We start from the raw sequence: 18,812 nt of genomic DNA on the forward strand, positions 1-18,812 counted from the left end.
CGCCCCCGCCGCCCCTACCCGTCCCTCCCCCATCCAGGGGCTGCCGCCCCTTCGACCCCGCTCAGTTCCAGGGGCGCGCCCCTGAGGGGCGCAAGCGGCTTCCTCGGCCACAGGCGACGAACACCTGACGGAGTGAGCTGGCGCACACCTGCCGTAGAGTTGAGGCCGGTCGAGTACGTGACCGTGGGAGATCGGAAGGGCAGCAGGCGTGAGCGTCGAGGACACGGGCTCCGGCACGGACGCGCATGGCCGCGTGGACCTTCCGGGCGCGGACGCCGGCGAGGAGGACCCGCTGGCGCTGCGGCTCGAAGGGCTCATCCTCGGTGCCGAGCGCCGGTACACCCCGTTCCAGGCGGCCCGTAGCGCGGGTGTGTCCATGGAGCTGGCGTCCCGTTTCTGGCGGGCCATGGGCTTCGCGGACATCGGTCAGGCCAAGGCGCTCACCGAGGCGGACGTCCTCGCGCTGCGGCGGCTCGCCGGTCTCGTGGAGGCGGGGCTGCTGAGTGAGGCCATGGCCGTGCAGGTGGCACGTTCCACCGGGCAGACCACGGCACGGCTGGCCGAGTGGCAGATCGACTCCTTCCTGGAGGGCCTGACCGAGCCGCCGGAGCCGGGCATGACCCGCACCGAGGTGACGTACCCCCTCATCGAGCTGCTTCTGCCGGAACTGGAGGAGTTCCTCGTCTACGTCTGGCGGCGGCAGCTCGCCGCGGCCACCGGGCGGGTCGTGCAGGCCGCCGACGACGAGGAGATGGTCGACCGGCGGCTCGCCGTCGGCTTCGCCGACCTCGTCGGGTTCACCCGGCTCACCCGTCGGATGGAGGAGGAGGAGCTCGGCGAGCTCGTCGAGGCCTTCGAGACGACCGCGGCGGACCTGGTGGCCGCGAACGGCGGGCGGCTCATCAAGACACTGGGCGACGAGGTCCTGTATGCCGCCGATGACGCGGGTGTGGCCGCCGAGATCGCCCTCCGGCTCATCGAGACCATGGCGCACGACGAGACCATGCCGGAACTGCGCGTCGGCATCGCCTTCGGCACGGTGACGACCCGGATGGGCGATGTCTTCGGTACGACCGTGAACCTCGCGAGTCGGCTCACCTCGATAGCCCCGAAGGACGCGGTGCTCGTCGACGGGGCGTTCGCCGAGGAGCTGATCCGTACCGGGGAGGCCCCCGCCTCCGAGGCGGAGGCCGCCGAGGCCGCTGCCGCCGCCGAGAAGGAGGGCGAGGAACCGCCGACCTACCGTTTCGCCCTTCAGCCCATGTGGCAGCGGCCGGTGCGTGGGCTGGGGGTCGTGCAGCCGTGGTTGCTCACGCGGAGGCCCGGGAAGCCGTGAGGCCGCGCGGCTGTGAGGTCGTACGGCTGTGAGGTCGCGCGGCTGTGAGGTTGTGAGCTTGTAGGCCGCAGAGCGTCGTCGCGGCTGTGGGCCAGGGGGCGTGGGGCGGCTGGCCGTGCGCGCGGTGGGGCGTGGCCCGCGGGGCGTGTATTGACGTGAGCCGGAGTGCCGGGGTGTCGCCGCCGGGCGCCTGTGCCGTCACTGGCGCAGTGTGTCGTCCACGCACAAGCCGACGATCGGTACGCACAGGCCTGGCTCCTGGGGCTTCGTGGGCTGCTCCGCTTCCGCAGGGGAGTCGGGGGTGGTGGGGGAGGAGTGCGGAGCGGCCGGTTGCCGGGGTGCGGCCGGGCGGTCGGTGGGCGTGTTCGGGGACGGACGGGGGGCCTCGGGAGCGGAGGTGGGCGGGAGGGTGGTCGGGGCCGGGGAGAAGCGTCGGGAGCCGGGGCCGGAGGGGAGTTCGACTCCGATGGAGGTCGCGGGGGTGGACGTGGGGGCGGTCGGTCCCGGTGACGGTGGGGGTGTCGACGTGGGCGTCGCGCTGCCCATCGGGGTGTCGGTGGTCCGGTCGCCCGGGTCGGCCAAGGGGACGCTTCCGACGGTCGCTCCGGCGTTGGTCGCCTCGTCCGTGACGTCGTCCACCGCCTCGGGGACCGCGCCCGCCGTCGTACCGGCGGCGCCGCCGACCGAGTCCGACGTCAGCCGTAGGAGGCTCAGCGCCCCTGCCGCCAGCGCCAGCCCACCCACGGCGAACAGCACCTTCCGCTGCCGGGGCCGCCGATGCCGCCCTCGGGGGCGGGGGGCGAAGGGGAGGGGGGAGGGTGCGGCTGCCGGGGTCGAGGGCGATCCTGGTGCGGTCGGCTGAGGCCGGGGCGCCGATGGGCCCGGTGCGGTTGCTGGGGACCAGGGTGCCCCCGGCGGGGTCTGGGGCCTCGCCGGCCCGTACGCGTACGGCGTCTGTGGAACGTGCGATGCCTGCGACCCCGGTGGTGTCGCCGTTCCCGTTTCCGTTCCTGTCCCCGTAGCCGTCGTCGGCCTGGTCACGGTGTTCGTCGTCATGGCCCTTCCTCCCCTCCGCGCCCGTGTCCCCCGGTGGGCCTGTGGCGGTGCGCAGGCTATGCGCCGAGGTGGGCGTTGTGGCCGGAGAAGGGCCTGGTGTCACTCGAACGGGGAAACGGCGCCGAGGGTTGCCGCGCAGGTCAACGCCGGGGAGTGGTTGCACCGGGGAGGCTGCTCGCGCCGCCGCCCCCTGACGCCGCGCGCCCCCTCCGGGCTTTCCCCGGAGAGGCCCGGCTGGGATGATCGGGGCGTCGTCTGTAGTTAACACGCGTTAACCGGGAGGGTGTCATGGGTGTCGGTGCCGTGGAAGGGCAGGCGGAGTCGGGGAACGAGCGGCGGTACGGGGAGTTCGTCGTCGTACGGCGGCACGGGTACGTCGCCGAGCTCGTCCTCGACCGGCCCAAGGCCATGAACGCCGTGTCCACCGAGATGGCCCGGTCCATCGCGGCGGCTTGCGAGGCGTTGGCCGGTGACAGGGACGCACGGGTGGTCGTGCTGACGTCGACTCATGAGCGGGCGTTCTGTGTGGGGGCCGATCTGAAGGAGCGGAACTCGTTCAGTGATGCCGACCTGGTGCGGCAGCGGCCGGTCGCGCGGGCCGCCTACACCGGCGTACTGGAGCTCCCGATGCCCACTGTCGCCGCCGTGCACGGCTTCGCGCTGGGCGGTGGCTTCGAGTTGGCGCTGTCCTGCGATCTGATCGTGGCCGACCGTACGGCGGTGGTGGGGCTGCCCGAGGTTTCGGTGGGGGTCATTCCGGGCGGTGGCGGTACGCAGTTGCTGCCGCGTCGGGTGGGGGCTGCCCGGGCCGCCGAGCTGATCTTCACGGCGCGGCGGTTGGAGGCCGTGGAGGCGCGGGAGTTGGGGCTTGTGGATGAGTTGGTCGAGGAGGGGCGGGACCGGGCGGAGGCGCTGGCGCTGGGCGAGCGGATCGCCGCGAACTCGCCCGTCGGGCTGCGCGCGGCCAAGCGTGCGCTCCGGCTCGGCCATGGGCTCGATCTACGGGCCGGACTGGAGGTCGAGGACGCGGCCTGGCGTTCGGTCGCGTTCTCGGGGGACCGCGCGGAGGGGGTGGCCGCCTTCAACGAGAAGCGGAAGCCCGAGTGGCCGGGGGAGTGAGCCGGGGGGTGTGAGGAGTGCCGTGTAGGGGGCGGAGTGGCGGGGCGGTGGTCCGTCCGCCGAGGAGCGTCCGAGGGGGAGCAGCGCCCTGTCCCGCACGAGCCCCGGCATTCTCCCCCTGGGCTTCAGGACCCGACATGCCCTGGTTCCCCTGGGCCTTCAGACCGTGGCCGGCCCTGACCTCGCGCCGTACCCCGACCCGCGGATCGGCCCGGGCGGTACCCATTGTCGCTGGGCTGCCCCTGGGCGGTATCGCTCCTTCGAGCCGACCCGGGGCCCCTCCCCTGACCAATCCCCAGGTACGGCGCCCTCGCCCCGGACTGGTTCCCCGGGTGGCGGCCTCACCCCGGGCAAGCTCCCGGGTGGCACCCTCGCCCGGATCAGTCGCCGACTGGCAGCCTCGCCCCCGACCCGTCCCCCCTCCCCCCGTTGATCCCCTGACCCGCACCGTCTCGGGCGGTGCCCCCGCTCCCGGCCCGTACGCCTGCCTCCGGGGCGATCCCGGGCGTGTGCCGGCCGCCTGATCATCCGTCCGGCCCCGAACCGGCCCCGCGTGCTGCCCTGGCCTCCCGCTCGTACCCTCGACCCCAAGCCGCCCCCAGGGGCGGTACGTCAGCCCAAGACCCGTGCCGCTGTTCGCCCCGCCAACGTCTCAAATCGGGCTAAAGCTCCCTAGCCTGGAGTGATGGGTGAGGACAGGCGGTTGAGGGCCGTGGTGGCGTTGGCGCGGGGTATGGCGGGGGCGCGTACGCCGCGTGAGTCGTGGTGGGCCGCTGCGGATGGGGCGTGTCGGGCCCTGTCCGGGAGTTTCGCCGCGCTGTCCGTGTGGGAGCGGGAGCGGGGGCTGTTGCGGGTGCTGGTCAATGTGGGGAACCGGGCGCCGGGGGAGGAAGAGTTCCCCGAGGACGAGACGTATCCCGTGCACGAGTTCCCGGAGATCGCGGAGTTTCTGCACGAGCGGTGGCTGGAGGGCGGTGAGCCCAACGCCTGGGTGGAGACGGCGGCCGGGCCGGTCGGCGGGCGGCGGCCCGGCGGCTTCTGTCATCAGCGGGTCGCGGCGCTCCGCCGGCGCGGTCGCGGGTGTTGTGTCGTGGCGCCCGTCGTGCTGAACGGGCGGGCTTGGGGGGAGTTGTACGTCGCCCGACCCGCCGGGGAGCCGGTTTTCCACGGGGACGACGCCGCTTTCGCCACCGTCCTCGCCTCCGTGGTGGCGGCCGGTATCGCCCAGTCGGAGCAGCTCGAGGAGGCCCGGCGGCTCGCCTTCACCGACTCCCTCACCGGGCTCGGCAACCGGCGCGCGGTCGACCTGCGGCTCGACGAGGCGATGGAGGCGTACCGGCGCGACGGCACGGTGATCAGCCTGGTCGTCTGCGACCTCAATGGGCTGAAGAAGGTGAACGATTCGTACGGGCATGCGATGGGGGACCAGTTGCTGGAGCGGTTCGGGTCCGTGCTCTCGCGCTGTGCGGCCGAGCTGCCCCACGTGCTGGCCGCACGGCTCGGGGGCGACGAGTTCTGTCTGCTCGCGGTGGGACCGTCGTCGGACGAGGTCGTGCGGGTCGCCGGTGATCTGTGCGTACGGGCGCGGGAGTTGGAGCCGGGGGACGGGGTCGCGTGCGGGGTGGCGTCCACCGGGGATCCGATCGGGCCGCTCCGCTCGGCCCGGCGGCTGTTCCGGCTCGCCGACGCCGCGCAGTACCGGGCCAAGGCCGCCGGGTCCGTGGAGCCGGTCGTCGCCGGGCGCGAGGGGGAGGGGGCCGAGGATCCGGTGATCAGCCTCGCCGACCGTCCGCCCGCACCCGTCGATCCCGCCCACCCTGCGGACCGGCGCCGATTTCGGGGGCGCCGGTCCTAGGGCGGGCCGCGCGGCTGTTCGAGGTTGCGCGCGGCCCTCGGGTTCCTACGACACAGGGGCTGGCTGTGGCCGTAGGGGTCTCGACGGCCCGTCGGGGGGAGTACGGCCGTCGGACCTGTGGTTCCGTCAGGTCATGTCGGCCCAGAAGTTCTGCAGGTCGGTGTTGACCTTGAAGTCCCTCTGGAGCAGGGCGCCGCCGGTGCGGTTCGAGCCGCTGAAGATGGTCAGACGCGGGTTCGAGTCCCGGGTCACCGTGGTGCCGGCGTTCTTCCAGCCGGCCGAACCGCTGGAGAGCCGCGCGCACCGCGAGGTGGTGGAGACGAAGACCGACCCCGTGGCGCCGTTGGTTCGCACCATCAGGTTCTGGTTGACGGCAGCGGCGGCGGGGTCATCGTGGCGCTCAGGGGGAGACCGGTGGCTGCCGGAGCGTGGCGATCGCGGTCGGGCGGCGGTGGGGGTTCGCCATGGGAACGAGTCCTCTCCTCTTGCGGATCACTTGAAGCCTCAACGCGTCAAGCATGTCGACCGTAACCCCGAACGGGACCCTTCCAGATCTGGAATCCGGCGTACTGATCGGTTTCGGATCGAATTCGGAGTGGATTCTGATCAGCTTTTGATCTACGCGTGTTGCTTCGCCCGTGAATGTCACGGATCGTGTCATCGACCCGAGGGGTGTCGACGGGTGCTGTGTAAGGAGTCCCGCCCGGGGCCGCTCGTGACATTCGGCGATTCAGTCCCTACGATCCTGAATATGGATATGCATTCTGTGGACACGGTGGTGCTCGGGACGACCGGTGTCACCGCGGCCGACGTCCTCGCCGTGGCGCGGGCCGGCGCCCGGGTCGAGCTCTCCGACGAGGCGGTGGCGGCCCTCGCCGCGGCCCGCGAGATCGTGGACGCGCTGGCGGCCAAGCCGGACCCGGTCTACGGCGTCTCCACCGGCTTCGGCGCCCTGGCGACCCGGCACATCGGCCAGGAGCTGCGCACCCGGCTCCAGCGCAACATCGTCCGCTCGCACGCGGCCGGCATGGGGCCGCGGGTGGAGCGTGAGGTCGTACGCGCGCTGATGTTCCTGCGGCTGAAGACGGTCTGCTCGGGGCGTACGGGCGTCCGGCCCGAGGTCGCGCAGACCATGGCCGACATCCTCAACGCCGGGATCACCCCGGTCGTACACGAGTACGGCTCCCTCGGCTGCTCCGGCGATCTGGCGCCGCTGTCCCACTGTGCGCTGACGCTCATGGGGGAGGGCGACGCCGAGGGCCCGGACGGGGTCGTACGGCCGGCCGGGGAACTGCTCGCCGCGCACGGCATCCGGCCCGTCGAGCTGCGGGAGAAGGAGGGGCTCGCCCTTCTCAACGGCACCGACGGCATGCTCGGCATGCTGATCATGGCGCTGGACGACCTGGAGACGCTGTACAAGTCGGCCGACATCACGGCCGCGATCACCCTGGAGGCCCTGCTCGGCACCGACAAGGTCCTCGCCCCCGAACTGCACGCCATCCGCCCGCATCCGGGACAGGGGGCCTCGGCCGCCAACATGCTGGCCGTGCTGAAGGGTTCGGGCCTCACCGGGCACCACCAGGACGACGCGCCCCGGGTGCAGGACGCGTACTCCGTGCGGTGCGCCCCGCAGGTGGCGGGGGCCGGGCGCGACACCATGGCGCACGCGCGGCTCGTCGCCGAGCGGGAGCTCGCGGCGGCCGTCGACAATCCTGTCGTGCTGCCTGGGGGCACCTCCCGCTCGAGCGAAGCCGAGAGTGGGGGAGGGCGGGTCGAGTCCAACGGCAACTTCCACGGGGCACCGGTCGCCTACGTACTGGACTTCCTGGCGATCGCGGTCGCCGACCTGGCGTCGATCGCCGAGCGGCGTACCGACCGGCTGCTCGACAAGAACCGGTCGCACGGGCTGCCGCCGTTCCTCGCGGACGACGCGGGCGTCGACTCCGGGCTCATGATCGCCCAGTACACCCAGGCCGCGCTGGTGAGCGAGCTGAAGCGGCTCGCCGTACCGGCGTCGGCCGACTCGATCCCGTCCTCCGCGATGCAGGAGGACCATGTCTCGCTGGGCTGGTCGGCCGCGCGGAAGCTGCGGACCGCCGTCGACAACCTCACCCGTGTCCTCGCCGTCGAGCTGTACGCCGGCACGCGCGCCGTCGAGCTGCGGGAGGGGCTGACGCCCGCCCCGGCCACCCGGGCGGTCGTCGAGGCCGTACGCAAGGCTGGGGTCGAGGGGCCCGGGCCGGACCGTTTCCTCGCGCCCGACCTGGCGCTCACCGACGCGTTCGTGCGGGACGGGCGGCTGGTGGCGGCGGCGGAGTCGGTCACCGGGCCGCTGGCGTAGTGGGACGTCCGGGTCGGGCGGCGCGACGCGCACCACGCGGCCCGGACGATCCGGTTACCTGGGGACGACGGTGAAGAGTGCTGCGCCGAGCAGGCTGGGCGTCGGGGCGTGTGCGGTGCGTGTCGTCCCGCGGGAACCGGCCCTGTGACGCCCGCTGCTGCACCGCCTCGATCATGGCCGGGCGGGGCGTGCGCGGGACGAGCGTGCGCGACGCTCAGTACGCCTCCAGGCGCCCCTGTCGCACCGAGTACGCGACGAAGCCCGCGCCCAGGGCCAGGAACATGGTGCCGCCGATGATGTACGGCGTGGTGTTGGGGCTTCCGGTGTCGGCGAGTTCGGTGTCGCGGCCGTCCGAGTCGGCCGTGGTCGACGTCCCGTCCGCGTCCGTCGCGTCTGTCCCGTCCGGGTCCGTCGTGTTCGCCGTCGTCGACGTCTGCTGTCGTATGTCCGCCGCGTCCTGCGTCGCGTTCGCCGACGGCACGAACCACAGGGCACCCAGGAGGGTCCCCGCGGCGGTGGCGGTCAGCAGCGATCGGCGGGCGGTCGACGACGCTCGACGTGCGACGGACACTGAATATCGATCCCCTTGTGGCGCGGGCGAATTGGCCGTGGAGAGCGATGCTAATGAAAGTCGCGGGTCGCGGGAAAGTCGTGCGACCTGTGAGCCGTACGCTCCGAGGCATGAGTACACCTGAGACTTCACAGTTTGTCCGGCTTCGCGTTGAATTGGTGGTGGAGGTCGAGAACGTCGAGGCCGTCACCGGGGCCGCGCTGCGCCGGATCTCCGAGGATCCTGATATGCCGGTGGACGAGCGGGTACACGCCGAGAGTGCCGTGACGGAAGACACAGCGGAGGCCATCGCGTATCTGATCGACCCGTTCGACCTGGTGGGTGAGGTGCCGGGGGTCGAACTCGCCCAGGCCTCCTGGAGCAGCGAGGGCATCGACTACGACCCCGATTCGCCGGAATGGGGTCTCGGCGAGGATGATGGCGGCGAGGACGAAGAGGAAGACGAGCGCGGCTGAGGCTGTTCGGGATGTCGATGACCCCGGGCGGCAACCGCCGCCCGGGGTTCTTTCGTCTCATGGGGCGCACTGGTCACCTGCGCACCACCGCCCGGGTCGCCGTCGACCGCCGGAGCGGTCTGCGCGGATGGAGCGGCTGAAGTGGCGTATCCCACACATCGGCTTGAAGTGGAACGGCACGGTGCCGTCGCGGTGTTTTAGTGCTTACGGGGATTCTCGGTTCTTGGGGATTCGGCAACGATGGAGAAGCGTGTGATGACGAACAGTAAGCGGCGCAGGGGCCTGTCGGTCGCGTCCGCACTGCTCGGCGGGGTGCTGGTGCTCTCTGCGTGCAGCGGAGGCGAGAGCGACGCCGCGTCCGGGAGCGACGGCGGGGACTCCTCGCAGGCCAAGGTCGACGAGGCGGCGGCCAAGAAGACCTCCGTGGCCGACATCAAGATCACGCCGAACGACGGCTCGGACAACGCCTCCATCAACAACTCCGCCAAGGTGACGGTGAGCAAGGGCACGCTCACGGAAGTCACTATGACGGCCGCCGACGGCACCGCCGTCGAGGGCGAGATATCCGCGGACAAGAAGAGCTGGGCGCCGAGCACCCAGCTGGAGCGGTCCACCACCTACAAGATCGCCGCCTCCGCGGAGGACTCCGAGGGTCGCGAGGCCCACGAGAACGCGTCGTTTACCACGGTCTCCCCGGCCAACAGCTTCATCGGCAACTTCACGCCCGAGGACGGCTCCACCGTCGGCGTCGGCATGCCGGTCTCGATCAACTTCGACAAGGCGATCACCAACAAGGCCGCCGTGCAGAAGGGCATCACCGTCAGCAGCAGCTCCGGCCAGGAGGTCGTCGGGCACTGGTTCAACGCCAACCGCCTCGACTTCCGGCCCGAGGACTACTGGCAGGAGGGCTCCACCGTCACGCTGAAGCTCGCGCTCGACGGTGTCGAGGGCGCGGACGGCGTCTACGGTGTGCAGCAGAAGTCGGTCTCCTTCACCATCGGCCGCAACCAGGTCTCGGTCGTCGACGCCCAGACCAAGCAGATGAAGGTCATGCAGGACGGGAAGGTCGTCAAGACCATACCGATCTCCGCCGGCTCGCCCGACAACAAGACCTACGAAGGTCAGATGGTGATCTCCGAGAAGTTCAAGGAGACCCGGATGAACGGTGCGACGGTCGGGTTCACGGACGACGACGGCAAGGGCGAGTACGACATCAAGGACGTGCCGCACGCCATGCGGCTGACCACCTCCGGCACCTTCATCCACGGCAACTACTGGGGTGCCGACTCCGTCTTCGGCAACGTCAACACCAGCCATGGGTGTGTCGGCCTCAACGACACCAAGGGTGCGAACGACCCCAACACCGAGGGTGCGTGGTTCTACAACAACTCGATCGTCGGTGACGTCGTGGTCGTCAAGAACACCGGTGACAAGACCGTCGCCCCCGACAACGGCCTCAACGGCTGGAACCTGAGCTGGGCCGACTGGAAGGCCGGTTCGGCGGTCTGAGTCCGCGGGTTGTCTCCGACGGCGCCATCCTGTTCGGGGTGGCGCCGTCGGGTTTTGCGGGGCGGGTGCCCTGCGGGCCGATGAAAGCGGGGCGCAGCCCCTGCTTTTCAGGGGCGCGGGGAACTGCGCGACCAGCCACGGCATATCCGCACCCGCCAACGAACCGCCCCGACCGAGCTCCAAGGCGTGGCGGTCTCGAAGCTGTGGCACAGGGTTTTCATGTGGCTCTTATGCGGGGCTTATTCCTTCATCACACGGTCTCCCTAGCTTGCCGCCATGTTTCTCACCTACCTGAGGCGCGAACTGCGCCGCCGTAGAAAGGCGGCCCTTGTCGTCGCCTCCGGCCTCGCTCTGGGTATCGCACTGGTGATCGTGGTCAGCTCCGTGTCGTCGGGTATGGAGAAGGCGCAGGGCAAGGTGCTGGAGTCCCTGTACGGGCTGGGGACGGACATGACCGTCACCAAGGCGCCGGCCGCGCCCGGGGAGAACGGCGACAACGGCCCGCGGTTCCAGTTCGACGCCCAGGACAACGACTCCGACGAGGAACAGAGCAGCGACCTCGTCCGCGTCCAGGGCTTCCAGACCCTCGCCGCCTCGACCGTCACCGAGGTCGGTGAGCAGAAGGGGGTCGCGGACGCCGTCGGTGGCCTGAGCCTTCAGGTCATCAAGGTCAACGGACAGTTCCGGCGCGGGCAGTTCCAGCAGGACGAGAACGCGGGCGGCCAGCAGCAGGGCGGCCCCGGCGGCGGCCAGAACGGCGGCGGCAACGGCCGGCCCCAGGGCCGCGTCGAGGGCGGCGGCGCCGAGTTCGACGTCAACAACTACTCCGTCTACGGCACCGACGTCACCCGGCCCGAACTCGGCCCGCTGACCTCCTCGAAGATCACCAGCGGTCGTACGTTCAAGACATCCGAGACCAACGCCAAGGTCGTGGTCGTCGACAAGTCGTACGCCAAGGAGAAGGAGCTCAAGGTCGGTGGCTCCGTCACCATCAAGAGCACGAAGTACGAGGTCATCGGTATCGCCACGCCCGACAGCGGGGACGCGGCGGCCAACCTCTACATCCCGTTGAAGCAGGCGCAGACGCTCAGCGACTCCAAGGACAAGGTCACGACGATCTACGTCAAGGCCAGTGACTCCCAGCGGATCGACTCCGTCAAGGCGGCCATCCAGAAGAACATCTCGGGTACGACCGTCACGACCTCCGCCGATCTCGCAGAGACCGTGTCCGGGTCGCTGTCCACGGCCTCCGATCTCGCCTCGAACGTGGGCAAGTGGCTGTCCGTCGCTGTGCTGATCGCGGCGTTCCTGGTGGCCGGGCTGCTTACGTCGGCCGCGGTTTCGCGTCGGGTGCGGGAGTTCGGGACGCTCAAGGCGCTGGGCTGGAAGTCGGGGCGGGTGACTCGGCAGGTCGTGGGTGAGGCCGTGGTGAATGGGCTCGTGGGTGGGGCGCTCGGTATCGCGCTCGGGCTTGCGGGGGCGTACCTCGTGACGGCGATCAGTCCTACGTTGCAGGCCGAACTGGGGGCCGGTGGGGGCGGGTTCGGTGGAGGGCCTGGTGGGGGTGGGCCCGGTGGTGGTTTCCCGGGAGGTGGGGGACCTGGTGGTGGGCAGCAGGCGGCTTCGGATGCGCTTGAGGTTGCTCTCACCGCGCCGGTGAGCCTCTCCACGGTGGGGCTTGCGGTGGGGCTGGCTGTCGCGGGCGGGTTGATCGCCGGGGCGTTCGGGGGGTGGCGGGCCTCTCGGTTGCGGCCGGCGGATGCGTTGCGACGGGTGGAGTAGGGCCACGCGTCTGAGGGGTGCCCTCGGCCGGGGCTGGGCGGGGGTGGGTTCCGCTCACCGGCGCGAGCAGGGTGCCGCCGCGCCCACCCTCCCCCATCGCCCCAGCGGCACGACTGCCCGCAGCCATGTCAGCCAAGTTCCTCGCACATCCAGGAGTTGCTCACCATGTACGTACTCAGTGGCGTCACCAAGCGCTACTCGCGTGGCAAAGACACCGTCAATGCGCTCGACGGGGTCGATCTCACCATTGCTGATGGGGATCGGCTGGTCATTCAAGGGCCCACCGGAGGTGGGAAGTCGACGTTGCTCCAGATGCTCGGGGCGCTCGACAAGCCGTCCGGGGGGAGTGTGGAGCTTGACGGGGTCGATCTCGCCAAGTTGTCCGAGGCTCGGCTCACCAAGGTGCGGAGCGAGAACATCGGGTTTGTGTTCCAGAGCTTCAATCTGATCCCCACCCTGACCGCGCAGGAGAACGTCGAGACCGCGCTCGTACCCCTCGGGGTCAAGGCCAAGGAGCGGCGGCAGCGGGCGGCGGAGGCGCTGGAGTCGGTGGGGCTGGGGGAGCGGCGGGGGCATCTGCCGGCGGAGCTGTCGGGTGGTCAGCAGCAGCGCGTCGCGATCGCCCGGGCCCTGGTGAAGCGTCCGAAGGTGCTGCTCGCCGACGAACCCACCGGCAACCTCGACGAGTCCATGCGCGACGAGATCATGGAGGTGCTGGAGACCCTGTGGAAGGAGCACGGGCTCACGTTCGTCATGGTCACCCATGACTCGGCGCTGGCGAAGAAGGCCCCGAGGGTCGCGACGATTCGCAAGGGGCGCATCACCGTGAAGGAGAACGCCGGGGCGTGATGCCGCTGCCGGGCGGGGCGCGTTGGAGTGGAGCCCGGGGCGCGTGCGGGGCGCACGTGGCCTCGGGCTTCTCGGCTGTTCGGGGTGGCGGGGCGGGGAGGGATTGTCTGATTAGGGCGTTGAGCGAGGATCAATCAATTTATGTCACAAGTAATTCCAAAGCTTCATTTATTTACCTGTTCCTCAGTATTGAGCACTGGTTGACCCCTCGTCATACTGCGTGATCCGGTAATGCGACCGGATCACTGCTGCTCCAGGGGGAGACTTGCGCAGACAAGTGACAAGAGCGTGCACGGTCTTGACCGCCATGGTGTCCGCCGTGGCACTGACGGCGGGGACGACCAGCCCGGCGAACGGCGGAACCGAGGGCACGAGCGGCAAGGCCGACGGCGTCGCCCGGCTGAAGGCCGGGCAGCGCATCACTCTCGTCACCGGGGACCGTGTTCTCGTGGGGGCCGACGGCCGGGTCCTCGGGCTGGAGCGGGCGAAGGGGCGGGAGGGGGTGCCGGTCCAGGTGCGGAAGGCCGAGGGGCATACGTATGTGCTGCCGGCGGACGCGGCCCGGTTGATCTCCGTCGGCAGGCTCGACAAGCGGCTGTTCGACGTCACCGAGTTGAACGGGGCCGTCACCCGCAGGTCCCAGCGGCAGGGGCTGAAGCTGATAGTCGGCTACACGGGGACCGCCGCCGGCGCCCGGGCCGATGTACGGGACGCGGGGGACACCAAGGTCCGCCGCACGCTGGAGACCCTGAACGCCGACGCGGTTCTCACGCCCAAGGACGATGCCGCCGAGCTGTGGAAGGCGGTCACCGACGCCGACGGCACCACCGCCGCCGGGGTCGCGAACATCTGGCTGGACGGCGTCCGCAAGGTGCGCCTCGACAGGACCGTGCCGCAGATCGGCGCCCCGAAGGCCTGGAAGGCCGGTTACGACGGCAAGGGCATCACCATCGCCGTACTGGACACCGGCATCGACGCGACCCACCCGGACCTGGTCGGCCAGGTGATCGCCGACAAGAACTTCTCCACCTCGCCCGACACGACCGACAAGTACGGCCATGGCACGCACGTCGCCTCCATCGCGGCCGGTACCGGGAAGAAGTCGAAGGGCAAGTACAAGGGGGTCGCGCCCGGCGCCAAGCTGCTCAACGGCAAGGTGCTGAGCGACGAGGGCTACGGCGACGACTCCGGGATCATCGCCGGGATGGAGTGGGCCGCCGAGCAGGGCGCCGACGTGGTCAACCTCAGCCTGGGCGGTGGTGACACCCCCGAGGTCGACCCGATGGAGGCGGAGATCGACAAGCTCTCCGCCGAGAAGGGCATCCTCTTCGCGGTCGCCGCCGGCAACGACGGCGAGTGGGGCGAGAAGACGATCGGCTCCCCCGGCAGCGCCGCCGCCGCGCTCACCGTCGGCGCGGTCGACGGCAAGGACGGCCTCGCCCCCTTCTCCAGCCGGGGCCCGGGTCTGGACGGCCGGATCAAGCCCGATGTGACCGCGCCCGGGGTCGCCGTCACCGCCGCCGCGGCGCCGGGCAGCGTCATCGAGGAGGAGGTCGGCCAGAAGCCCGAGGGGTACCTGACCATCTCCGGTACGTCCATGGCGACGCCGCATGTCGCGGGTGCCGCGGCCATCCTCAAGCAACAGCACCCGCAGTGGACGTACGCCGAACTCAAGGGCGCCCTCATCGCGTCCGCCAAGGGCGGCACGTACACGCCGTTCCAGCAGGGTTCGGGCCGGATCCGGGTCGACAAGGCCGTCAAGCAGACCGTCGTCGCCGATCCGGTGTCGGTGGGCTTCGGGGTCGCCGAGTGGCCGCATACCGACGACAGGCCGCTGACCGAGAAGCTGACGTACAGGAACCTCGGCACCAAAGCCGTCACCCTTGATCTGAAGGTGACCGGCACGAACCCCGAGGGCAGGCCCGCCCCCGCAGGGTTCTTCGAGCTCGGCGCCAAGAAGGTCACCGTCCCGGCGGGCGGCGACGCCACCGTGAAGCTCACCGCCCGCACCAAGCTGGGCGGCGGCCTCGACGGCGCCTACTCCGCGTACGTCACCGCCACCGGCGGCGGGCAGAGCGTACGTACGGCGGCGGTCGTGGAGCGCGAGGTGGAGTCGTACGACGTCAAGCTCAAGGTGATCGACCGGGACGGCGAACCGGCCGTCGACTACGTGCTCGACCTCACCGGGGTCTCCGGGCTCGCCGCGGGCACCTGGGTCACGCCGTACGACAAGGACGGCACCGTCGAGTTGCGGGCGCCGAAGGGGAGTTACATCCTCAACGCCGGGATCGTCGTGGACCCGGAGGACTTCTCCAAGGGTGCGGACTGGCTGGCCCGGCCGAAGCTCACCGTCGACCGGAAGATCTCCCTCACTCTGGACGCCCGCAAGACCGAACCGGTGAACATCACGGTGCCCGCCTCCGGCGCCGAACCGGTCTTCGCCGCACCGGAGTTCACGATGCGGGCGGGCGAGGGCGACTACACCTTCGGCTGGCTGCTCGACACCTACGCGGGGTTCCGGACCGCGCACCTCGGGCCGCGGGTCGCCGGCGGCAGGCTCAGCCAGAGTTGGACGGGCCAGTGGACCAAGGGCGAGGGCGCGCAGTACTCCGTCGTCAGCGGGGGCGAGGTCGAGAAGCTCGCGACCGGCTACGGCAAACGCTGGAAGAAGAGCGAGCTGGCCGTCGTGAAGACCGGCCTCGGCGCGTCGGCCCCCGGCAAGAAGGGCGTGGTCATCGCCTGGCCCTGGCTGCCCAGCGGCGTCGGCGCCCCGGCGATGGGCGTTCCGCGGACCTTGCCCGGCACCCGTGCCCTGCATCTGTCCGCCACGGGCGGGATCAAGTGGAGCCTCGACTTCGAGCAGTACGGCGGGGTCGACGAGCAGGGCTTCCCGATCTCCGAGGCGTACTACACGACCGGGGACAGCCGGTCGTTCAAGGCAGGGAAGACGTACGCGCAGACCTTCAACGTCGGGGTCTTCGGGCCGAAGATCGCCGGGTTCTACGGCATTCGGCGGGACGGGAACGTGCTGTACGGGGCGCTGCCGATGTTCGCCGACGGGGGTGGGCATGCCGGGTCGTCCGTGTACGCGAAGGTCAGGTCGAGCCTGTACCGCGACGGGAAGAAGATCGCGTCCGGGGAGGACGCGCTGGATGGTTCGGAGCAGTACGAGGTCCCTGCGGGGCGTGCCGCGTATCGGCTGACGACGTCCGTCACGCGGGCCGGGGAGGTGGCTCGGGTCGCCTCCCGGATCGATGCGAGTTGGACTTTCACGTCGAAGCGGACGGGGAGGGACACGGGGCTGCCGGTTTCGGTGGTTCGGTTCGGGGGGCCGTTCCTGGATCTCGGCGGTACGGCTCCGAGTGGGACGAAGGTGAGTGTTCCCGTCGTCGTGCAGGGGGCGGCTGCCGGGAAGGGCCTCCGGTCGCTGACCGTGTGGGTGTCGGGGGACGGGAAGAAGTGGACCGAGGTCGAGGTCGAGGGTGGGCGGTTCGTGTATCGGGTTCCCGCGGCGGGGGAGAGCGTGTCGTTGCGGGGGAAGGTGGTGGATGAGGAGGGGAACGAGGGGGTGGTGACGGTTTACGACGCGTATTTCGGTCGGTAGGGGTTTCGCCCCCGCCGCCCCTGGATGGGGTTGGTTGGCGGGTGCGGGTGGTGGGGGCTGGTCGCGCCGTTCCCCGCGCCCCTTACGAGGCGCGGGTTTCACCGTGTTGTTGACGTCGGCCTTGTTGTGTCCGTGGTCCAGCTGGACAGCAGACGTAGGGCGTCTGCCGAAGGGGAGCCCGGTTCGGCGTGGTAGGTGATCAGGGATTGTTCCTGGTCGTTGGGGAGGGCGAAGGTTTCGAAGGAGAGGGTCAGGTCGCCCACCAGGGGGTGGTGGAGGCGTTTGATGCCGTGGCTCTTCTCCCGCACGTCGTGGGTGGCCCAGAGGCGGCGGAACTCCTCGCTCTTGACGGACAGCTCGCCCACCAGGGCGGAGAGGCGGGGGTCGTCGGGGTGGCAGCCGGCGTCCATGCGGAGGTAGCTGACCATGTCGGCGGCCTTCTGGTCCCAGTCGACGTACAGGTCCCGGTAGTCGGGGCGGAGGAACACCATGCGGGCCCAGTTGCGCTCCTGGGGCGGCAGTTCCGACCAGTCGCCGAAGACGGCCGCCGCCATACGGTTCCAGACGAGGATGTCCGAGCGTCGGCCGGTGACGTACGCGGGGACGCCGTCCAGGGTGTCGATCAGTTGCCGCAGGGAGCTGCGCACCTGCTGCGGGCGGGCCGACGGCTTCTTCTTGTGGGCCTTCGGCTTGGCGAGGTGCGTGAGATGGGCGTGCTCGGCGGCGGTGAGGCGGAGGGCGCGGGCGATGGAGTCGAGGACCTCGGTGGAGACGTTGCGTCCGTTGCCCTGTTCGAGGCGGGTGTAGTACGCCACGGACACACCCGCGAGCTGGGCCAGCTCCTCGCGTCGCAGCCCGGGTACCCGCCGGTGCCGTCCGAAGGTCGGCAGTCCGACGTCCTCCGGCTTCAGCCGGGCCCGCCGGGTGCGCAGGAACTCGCTGAGCTCGGCGCGCCGGTCCAGGGCACCGGCGGTGCCTGCGGCCCCGGTGGCGGTGGCCCCGGTGGCGGTGGCCTCGGCCGGTCCGGTGGTCCGGCGGGCGGTCTGGCCGGTGGGCGGCTCCTGTGCGGGTTCGGGCTGTTCGTCCATACGTCAAGTATTCATGGTCGTACGCTCACGAGCCTGACCCCGCCAGTGGTAGGACCAGTGGGCGTACGCAGAGCCGTGACCTGGGTGGATGTCGGGATGTACGGCACGATGATGTCCGTACCCGGCCGGAAGGCAGGCCGCGTACGGTACGACGACCAGGAGAGCATCGGCATGACCACCACTGTTGCCGCCTACGCCGCCCCCGCCGCCAAGGCACCGCTGGAGCGCACCACCATCGAGCGCCGAGAGGTCGGTGAGTTCGATGTTCTGATCGACATCAAGTTCGCCGGGATCTGTCACTCGGACATCCACCAGGCCCGTGAGGGCTGGGGTGAGGCCATCTTCCCGATGGTGCCGGGCCATGAGATCGCCGGTGTCGTCGAGGCCGTCGGCTCCGGCGTCACCAAGTTCGCCGTCGGCGACCGCGTCGGCGTCGGCTGCATGGTCGACTCCTGCCGTGAGTGCGAGAACTGCCAGAACGGTCTGGAGCAGTACTGCCTCAAGGGCAACGTCGGCACGTACAACGCCCTCGACAAGAACGGCGAGCCGACCTACGGCGGCTACTCGCAGAAGATCGTCGTCGACGAGGCCTTCACCGTACGGATCCCCGAAGGCATCGCCCTCGACGAGGCCGCGCCCCTGCTGTGCGCGGGCATCACCACGTACTCCCCGCTCAGGCACTGGAACGCCGGCCCCGGCAAGAAGGTCGCCATCATCGGGCTCGGCGGCCTCGGCCACATGGGCGTCAAGCTCGCGCATGCGCTCGGGGCCGAGGTGACCGTGCTGTCGCAGTCCCTGCGCAAGAAGGAGGACGGGCTGAAGCTGGGGGCCGACCACTACTACGCCACCAGTGACCCGAAGACCTTCGAGGAGCTGAGGGGTACGTTCGACCTGATCCTGTCGACGGTGTCGGCTCCGATGGATCTCGACGCCTTTCTGTCGCTGCTGAAGACCGATGGTGCGTTTGTGAACGTCGGCGCGCCGGAGGAGCCCGTCTCCCTCAGCCTCTTCTCGGTGATCGGTGGGCGCAAGACCCTCGCCGGATCCGGAATCGGTGGGATCCGGGAGACCCAGGAGATGCTCGACTTCTGCGCCGAGCACGGGCTGGGAGCCGAGATCGAAGTCATCCGCGCGGATCAGATCAACGAGGCGTACGAGCGGGTGCTGGCGAGCGATGTGCGCTACCGCTTCGTGATCGACACCGCGACGATCTGACCAGCGCCGGGACGGTTCCTCGCGCCCGCGGC

Annotated in this window: 14 protein-coding genes; 10 read left to right on the forward strand and 4 right to left on the reverse strand. The window is 70.4% G+C overall.

Annotation, left to right across the window (positions count from 1 at the left end; translation table 11 throughout):
* Positions 1-208 precede the first annotated feature (208 nt).
* Positions 209-1,336 (forward strand): adenylate/guanylate cyclase domain-containing protein, encoded by a 1,128-nt coding sequence (locus STRIP9103_RS37900; protein ID WP_009335436.1) that lies wholly within the window; start codon positions 209-211, stop codon positions 1,334-1,336.
* Between the two features lie 198 nt (positions 1,337-1,534).
* Here STRIP9103_RS37900 and STRIP9103_RS50960 read toward each other — a convergent pair whose 3' ends face one another.
* Positions 1,535-2,080, reverse strand: coding sequence for a hypothetical protein (locus STRIP9103_RS50960; protein ID WP_009335430.1), 546 nt, complete (start codon positions 2,078-2,080; stop codon positions 1,535-1,537).
* Positions 2,081-2,680: 600 nt separating this feature from the next.
* Here STRIP9103_RS50960 and STRIP9103_RS37910 point away from each other — a divergent pair.
* Together STRIP9103_RS37910 and STRIP9103_RS37915 are read left to right on the forward strand one after the other, a co-directional pair.
* The gene (locus STRIP9103_RS37910) at positions 2,681-3,511 is read left to right on the forward strand and encodes an enoyl-CoA hydratase/isomerase family protein (protein WP_009335440.1); all 831 of its coding nucleotides are present in this window, start codon (positions 2,681-2,683) and stop codon (positions 3,509-3,511) included.
* Between the two features lie 685 nt (positions 3,512-4,196).
* Positions 4,197-5,366 (forward strand): GGDEF domain-containing protein, encoded by a 1,170-nt coding sequence (locus STRIP9103_RS37915; protein ID WP_009335426.1) that lies wholly within the window; start codon positions 4,197-4,199, stop codon positions 5,364-5,366.
* Positions 5,367-5,492: 126 nt separating this feature from the next.
* On the opposite strand, the gene STRIP9103_RS37920 is transcribed toward STRIP9103_RS37915, so the two are convergent.
* On the reverse strand, positions 5,493-5,723 hold the full coding sequence (locus tag STRIP9103_RS37920) for a hypothetical protein (protein ID WP_048821701.1): 231 nt from the start codon (positions 5,721-5,723) through the stop codon (positions 5,493-5,495).
* 409 nt (positions 5,724-6,132) lie between these two features.
* Between STRIP9103_RS37920 and hutH the strand changes: the two genes are divergently transcribed.
* On the forward strand, positions 6,133-7,707 hold the full coding sequence (hutH, locus tag STRIP9103_RS37925) for a histidine ammonia-lyase (protein WP_009335423.1): 1,575 nt from the start codon (positions 6,133-6,135) through the stop codon (positions 7,705-7,707).
* A 214-nt stretch (positions 7,708-7,921) separates the two neighbouring features.
* Here hutH and STRIP9103_RS37930 read toward each other — a convergent pair whose 3' ends face one another.
* A complete protein-coding gene (locus STRIP9103_RS37930) occupies positions 7,922-8,278 on the reverse strand; it encodes a hypothetical protein (protein WP_009335437.1) in 357 nt (118 codons plus the stop codon).
* A 110-nt stretch (positions 8,279-8,388) separates the two neighbouring features.
* Between STRIP9103_RS37930 and STRIP9103_RS37935 the strand changes: the two genes are divergently transcribed.
* From STRIP9103_RS37935 to STRIP9103_RS37955, 5 genes are all read left to right on the forward strand, one after another.
* Positions 8,389-8,733 carry a hypothetical protein gene (locus tag STRIP9103_RS37935; RefSeq protein WP_048821702.1) on the forward strand — a complete coding sequence of 115 codons (345 nt, stop codon included), beginning with the start codon at positions 8,389-8,391 and terminating at the stop codon, positions 8,731-8,733.
* Between the two features lie 240 nt (positions 8,734-8,973).
* Positions 8,974-10,242 (forward strand): L,D-transpeptidase, encoded by a 1,269-nt coding sequence (locus STRIP9103_RS37940; protein WP_048821703.1) that lies wholly within the window; start codon positions 8,974-8,976, stop codon positions 10,240-10,242.
* A gap of 276 nt (positions 10,243-10,518) precedes the next feature.
* A complete protein-coding gene (locus tag STRIP9103_RS37945; protein ID WP_009335439.1) occupies positions 10,519-12,024 on the forward strand; it encodes an ABC transporter permease in 1,506 nt (501 codons plus the stop codon).
* Positions 12,025-12,189: 165 nt separating this feature from the next.
* Complete coding sequence (locus tag STRIP9103_RS37950) at positions 12,190-12,873, forward strand: ABC transporter ATP-binding protein (RefSeq protein WP_009335432.1); 684 nt, start codon at positions 12,190-12,192, stop codon at positions 12,871-12,873.
* Positions 12,874-13,180: 307 nt separating this feature from the next.
* On the forward strand, positions 13,181-16,477 hold the full coding sequence (locus tag STRIP9103_RS37955) for a S8 family peptidase (protein ID WP_009335425.1): 3,297 nt from the start codon (positions 13,181-13,183) through the stop codon (positions 16,475-16,477).
* A 98-nt stretch (positions 16,478-16,575) separates the two neighbouring features.
* Here STRIP9103_RS37955 and STRIP9103_RS37960 read toward each other — a convergent pair whose 3' ends face one another.
* Positions 16,576-17,565: a helix-turn-helix domain-containing protein gene (locus STRIP9103_RS37960; protein ID WP_009335428.1), complete on the reverse strand. Its 990-nt coding sequence runs from the start codon at positions 17,563-17,565 to the stop codon at positions 16,576-16,578.
* Between the two features lie 171 nt (positions 17,566-17,736).
* Here STRIP9103_RS37960 and STRIP9103_RS37965 point away from each other — a divergent pair, with 171 nt between their 5' ends.
* Positions 17,737-18,780 carry an NAD(P)-dependent alcohol dehydrogenase gene (locus STRIP9103_RS37965; RefSeq protein WP_048821707.1) on the forward strand — a complete coding sequence of 348 codons (1,044 nt, stop codon included), beginning with the start codon at positions 17,737-17,739 and terminating at the stop codon, positions 18,778-18,780.
* The last annotated feature ends 32 nt before the right edge of the window (positions 18,781-18,812 follow it).

This window comes from Streptomyces ipomoeae 91-03 (genome assembly GCF_000317595.1).
In the GTDB taxonomy this organism is placed as follows: Bacteria; Actinomycetota; Actinomycetes; order Streptomycetales; family Streptomycetaceae; genus Streptomyces; species Streptomyces ipomoeae.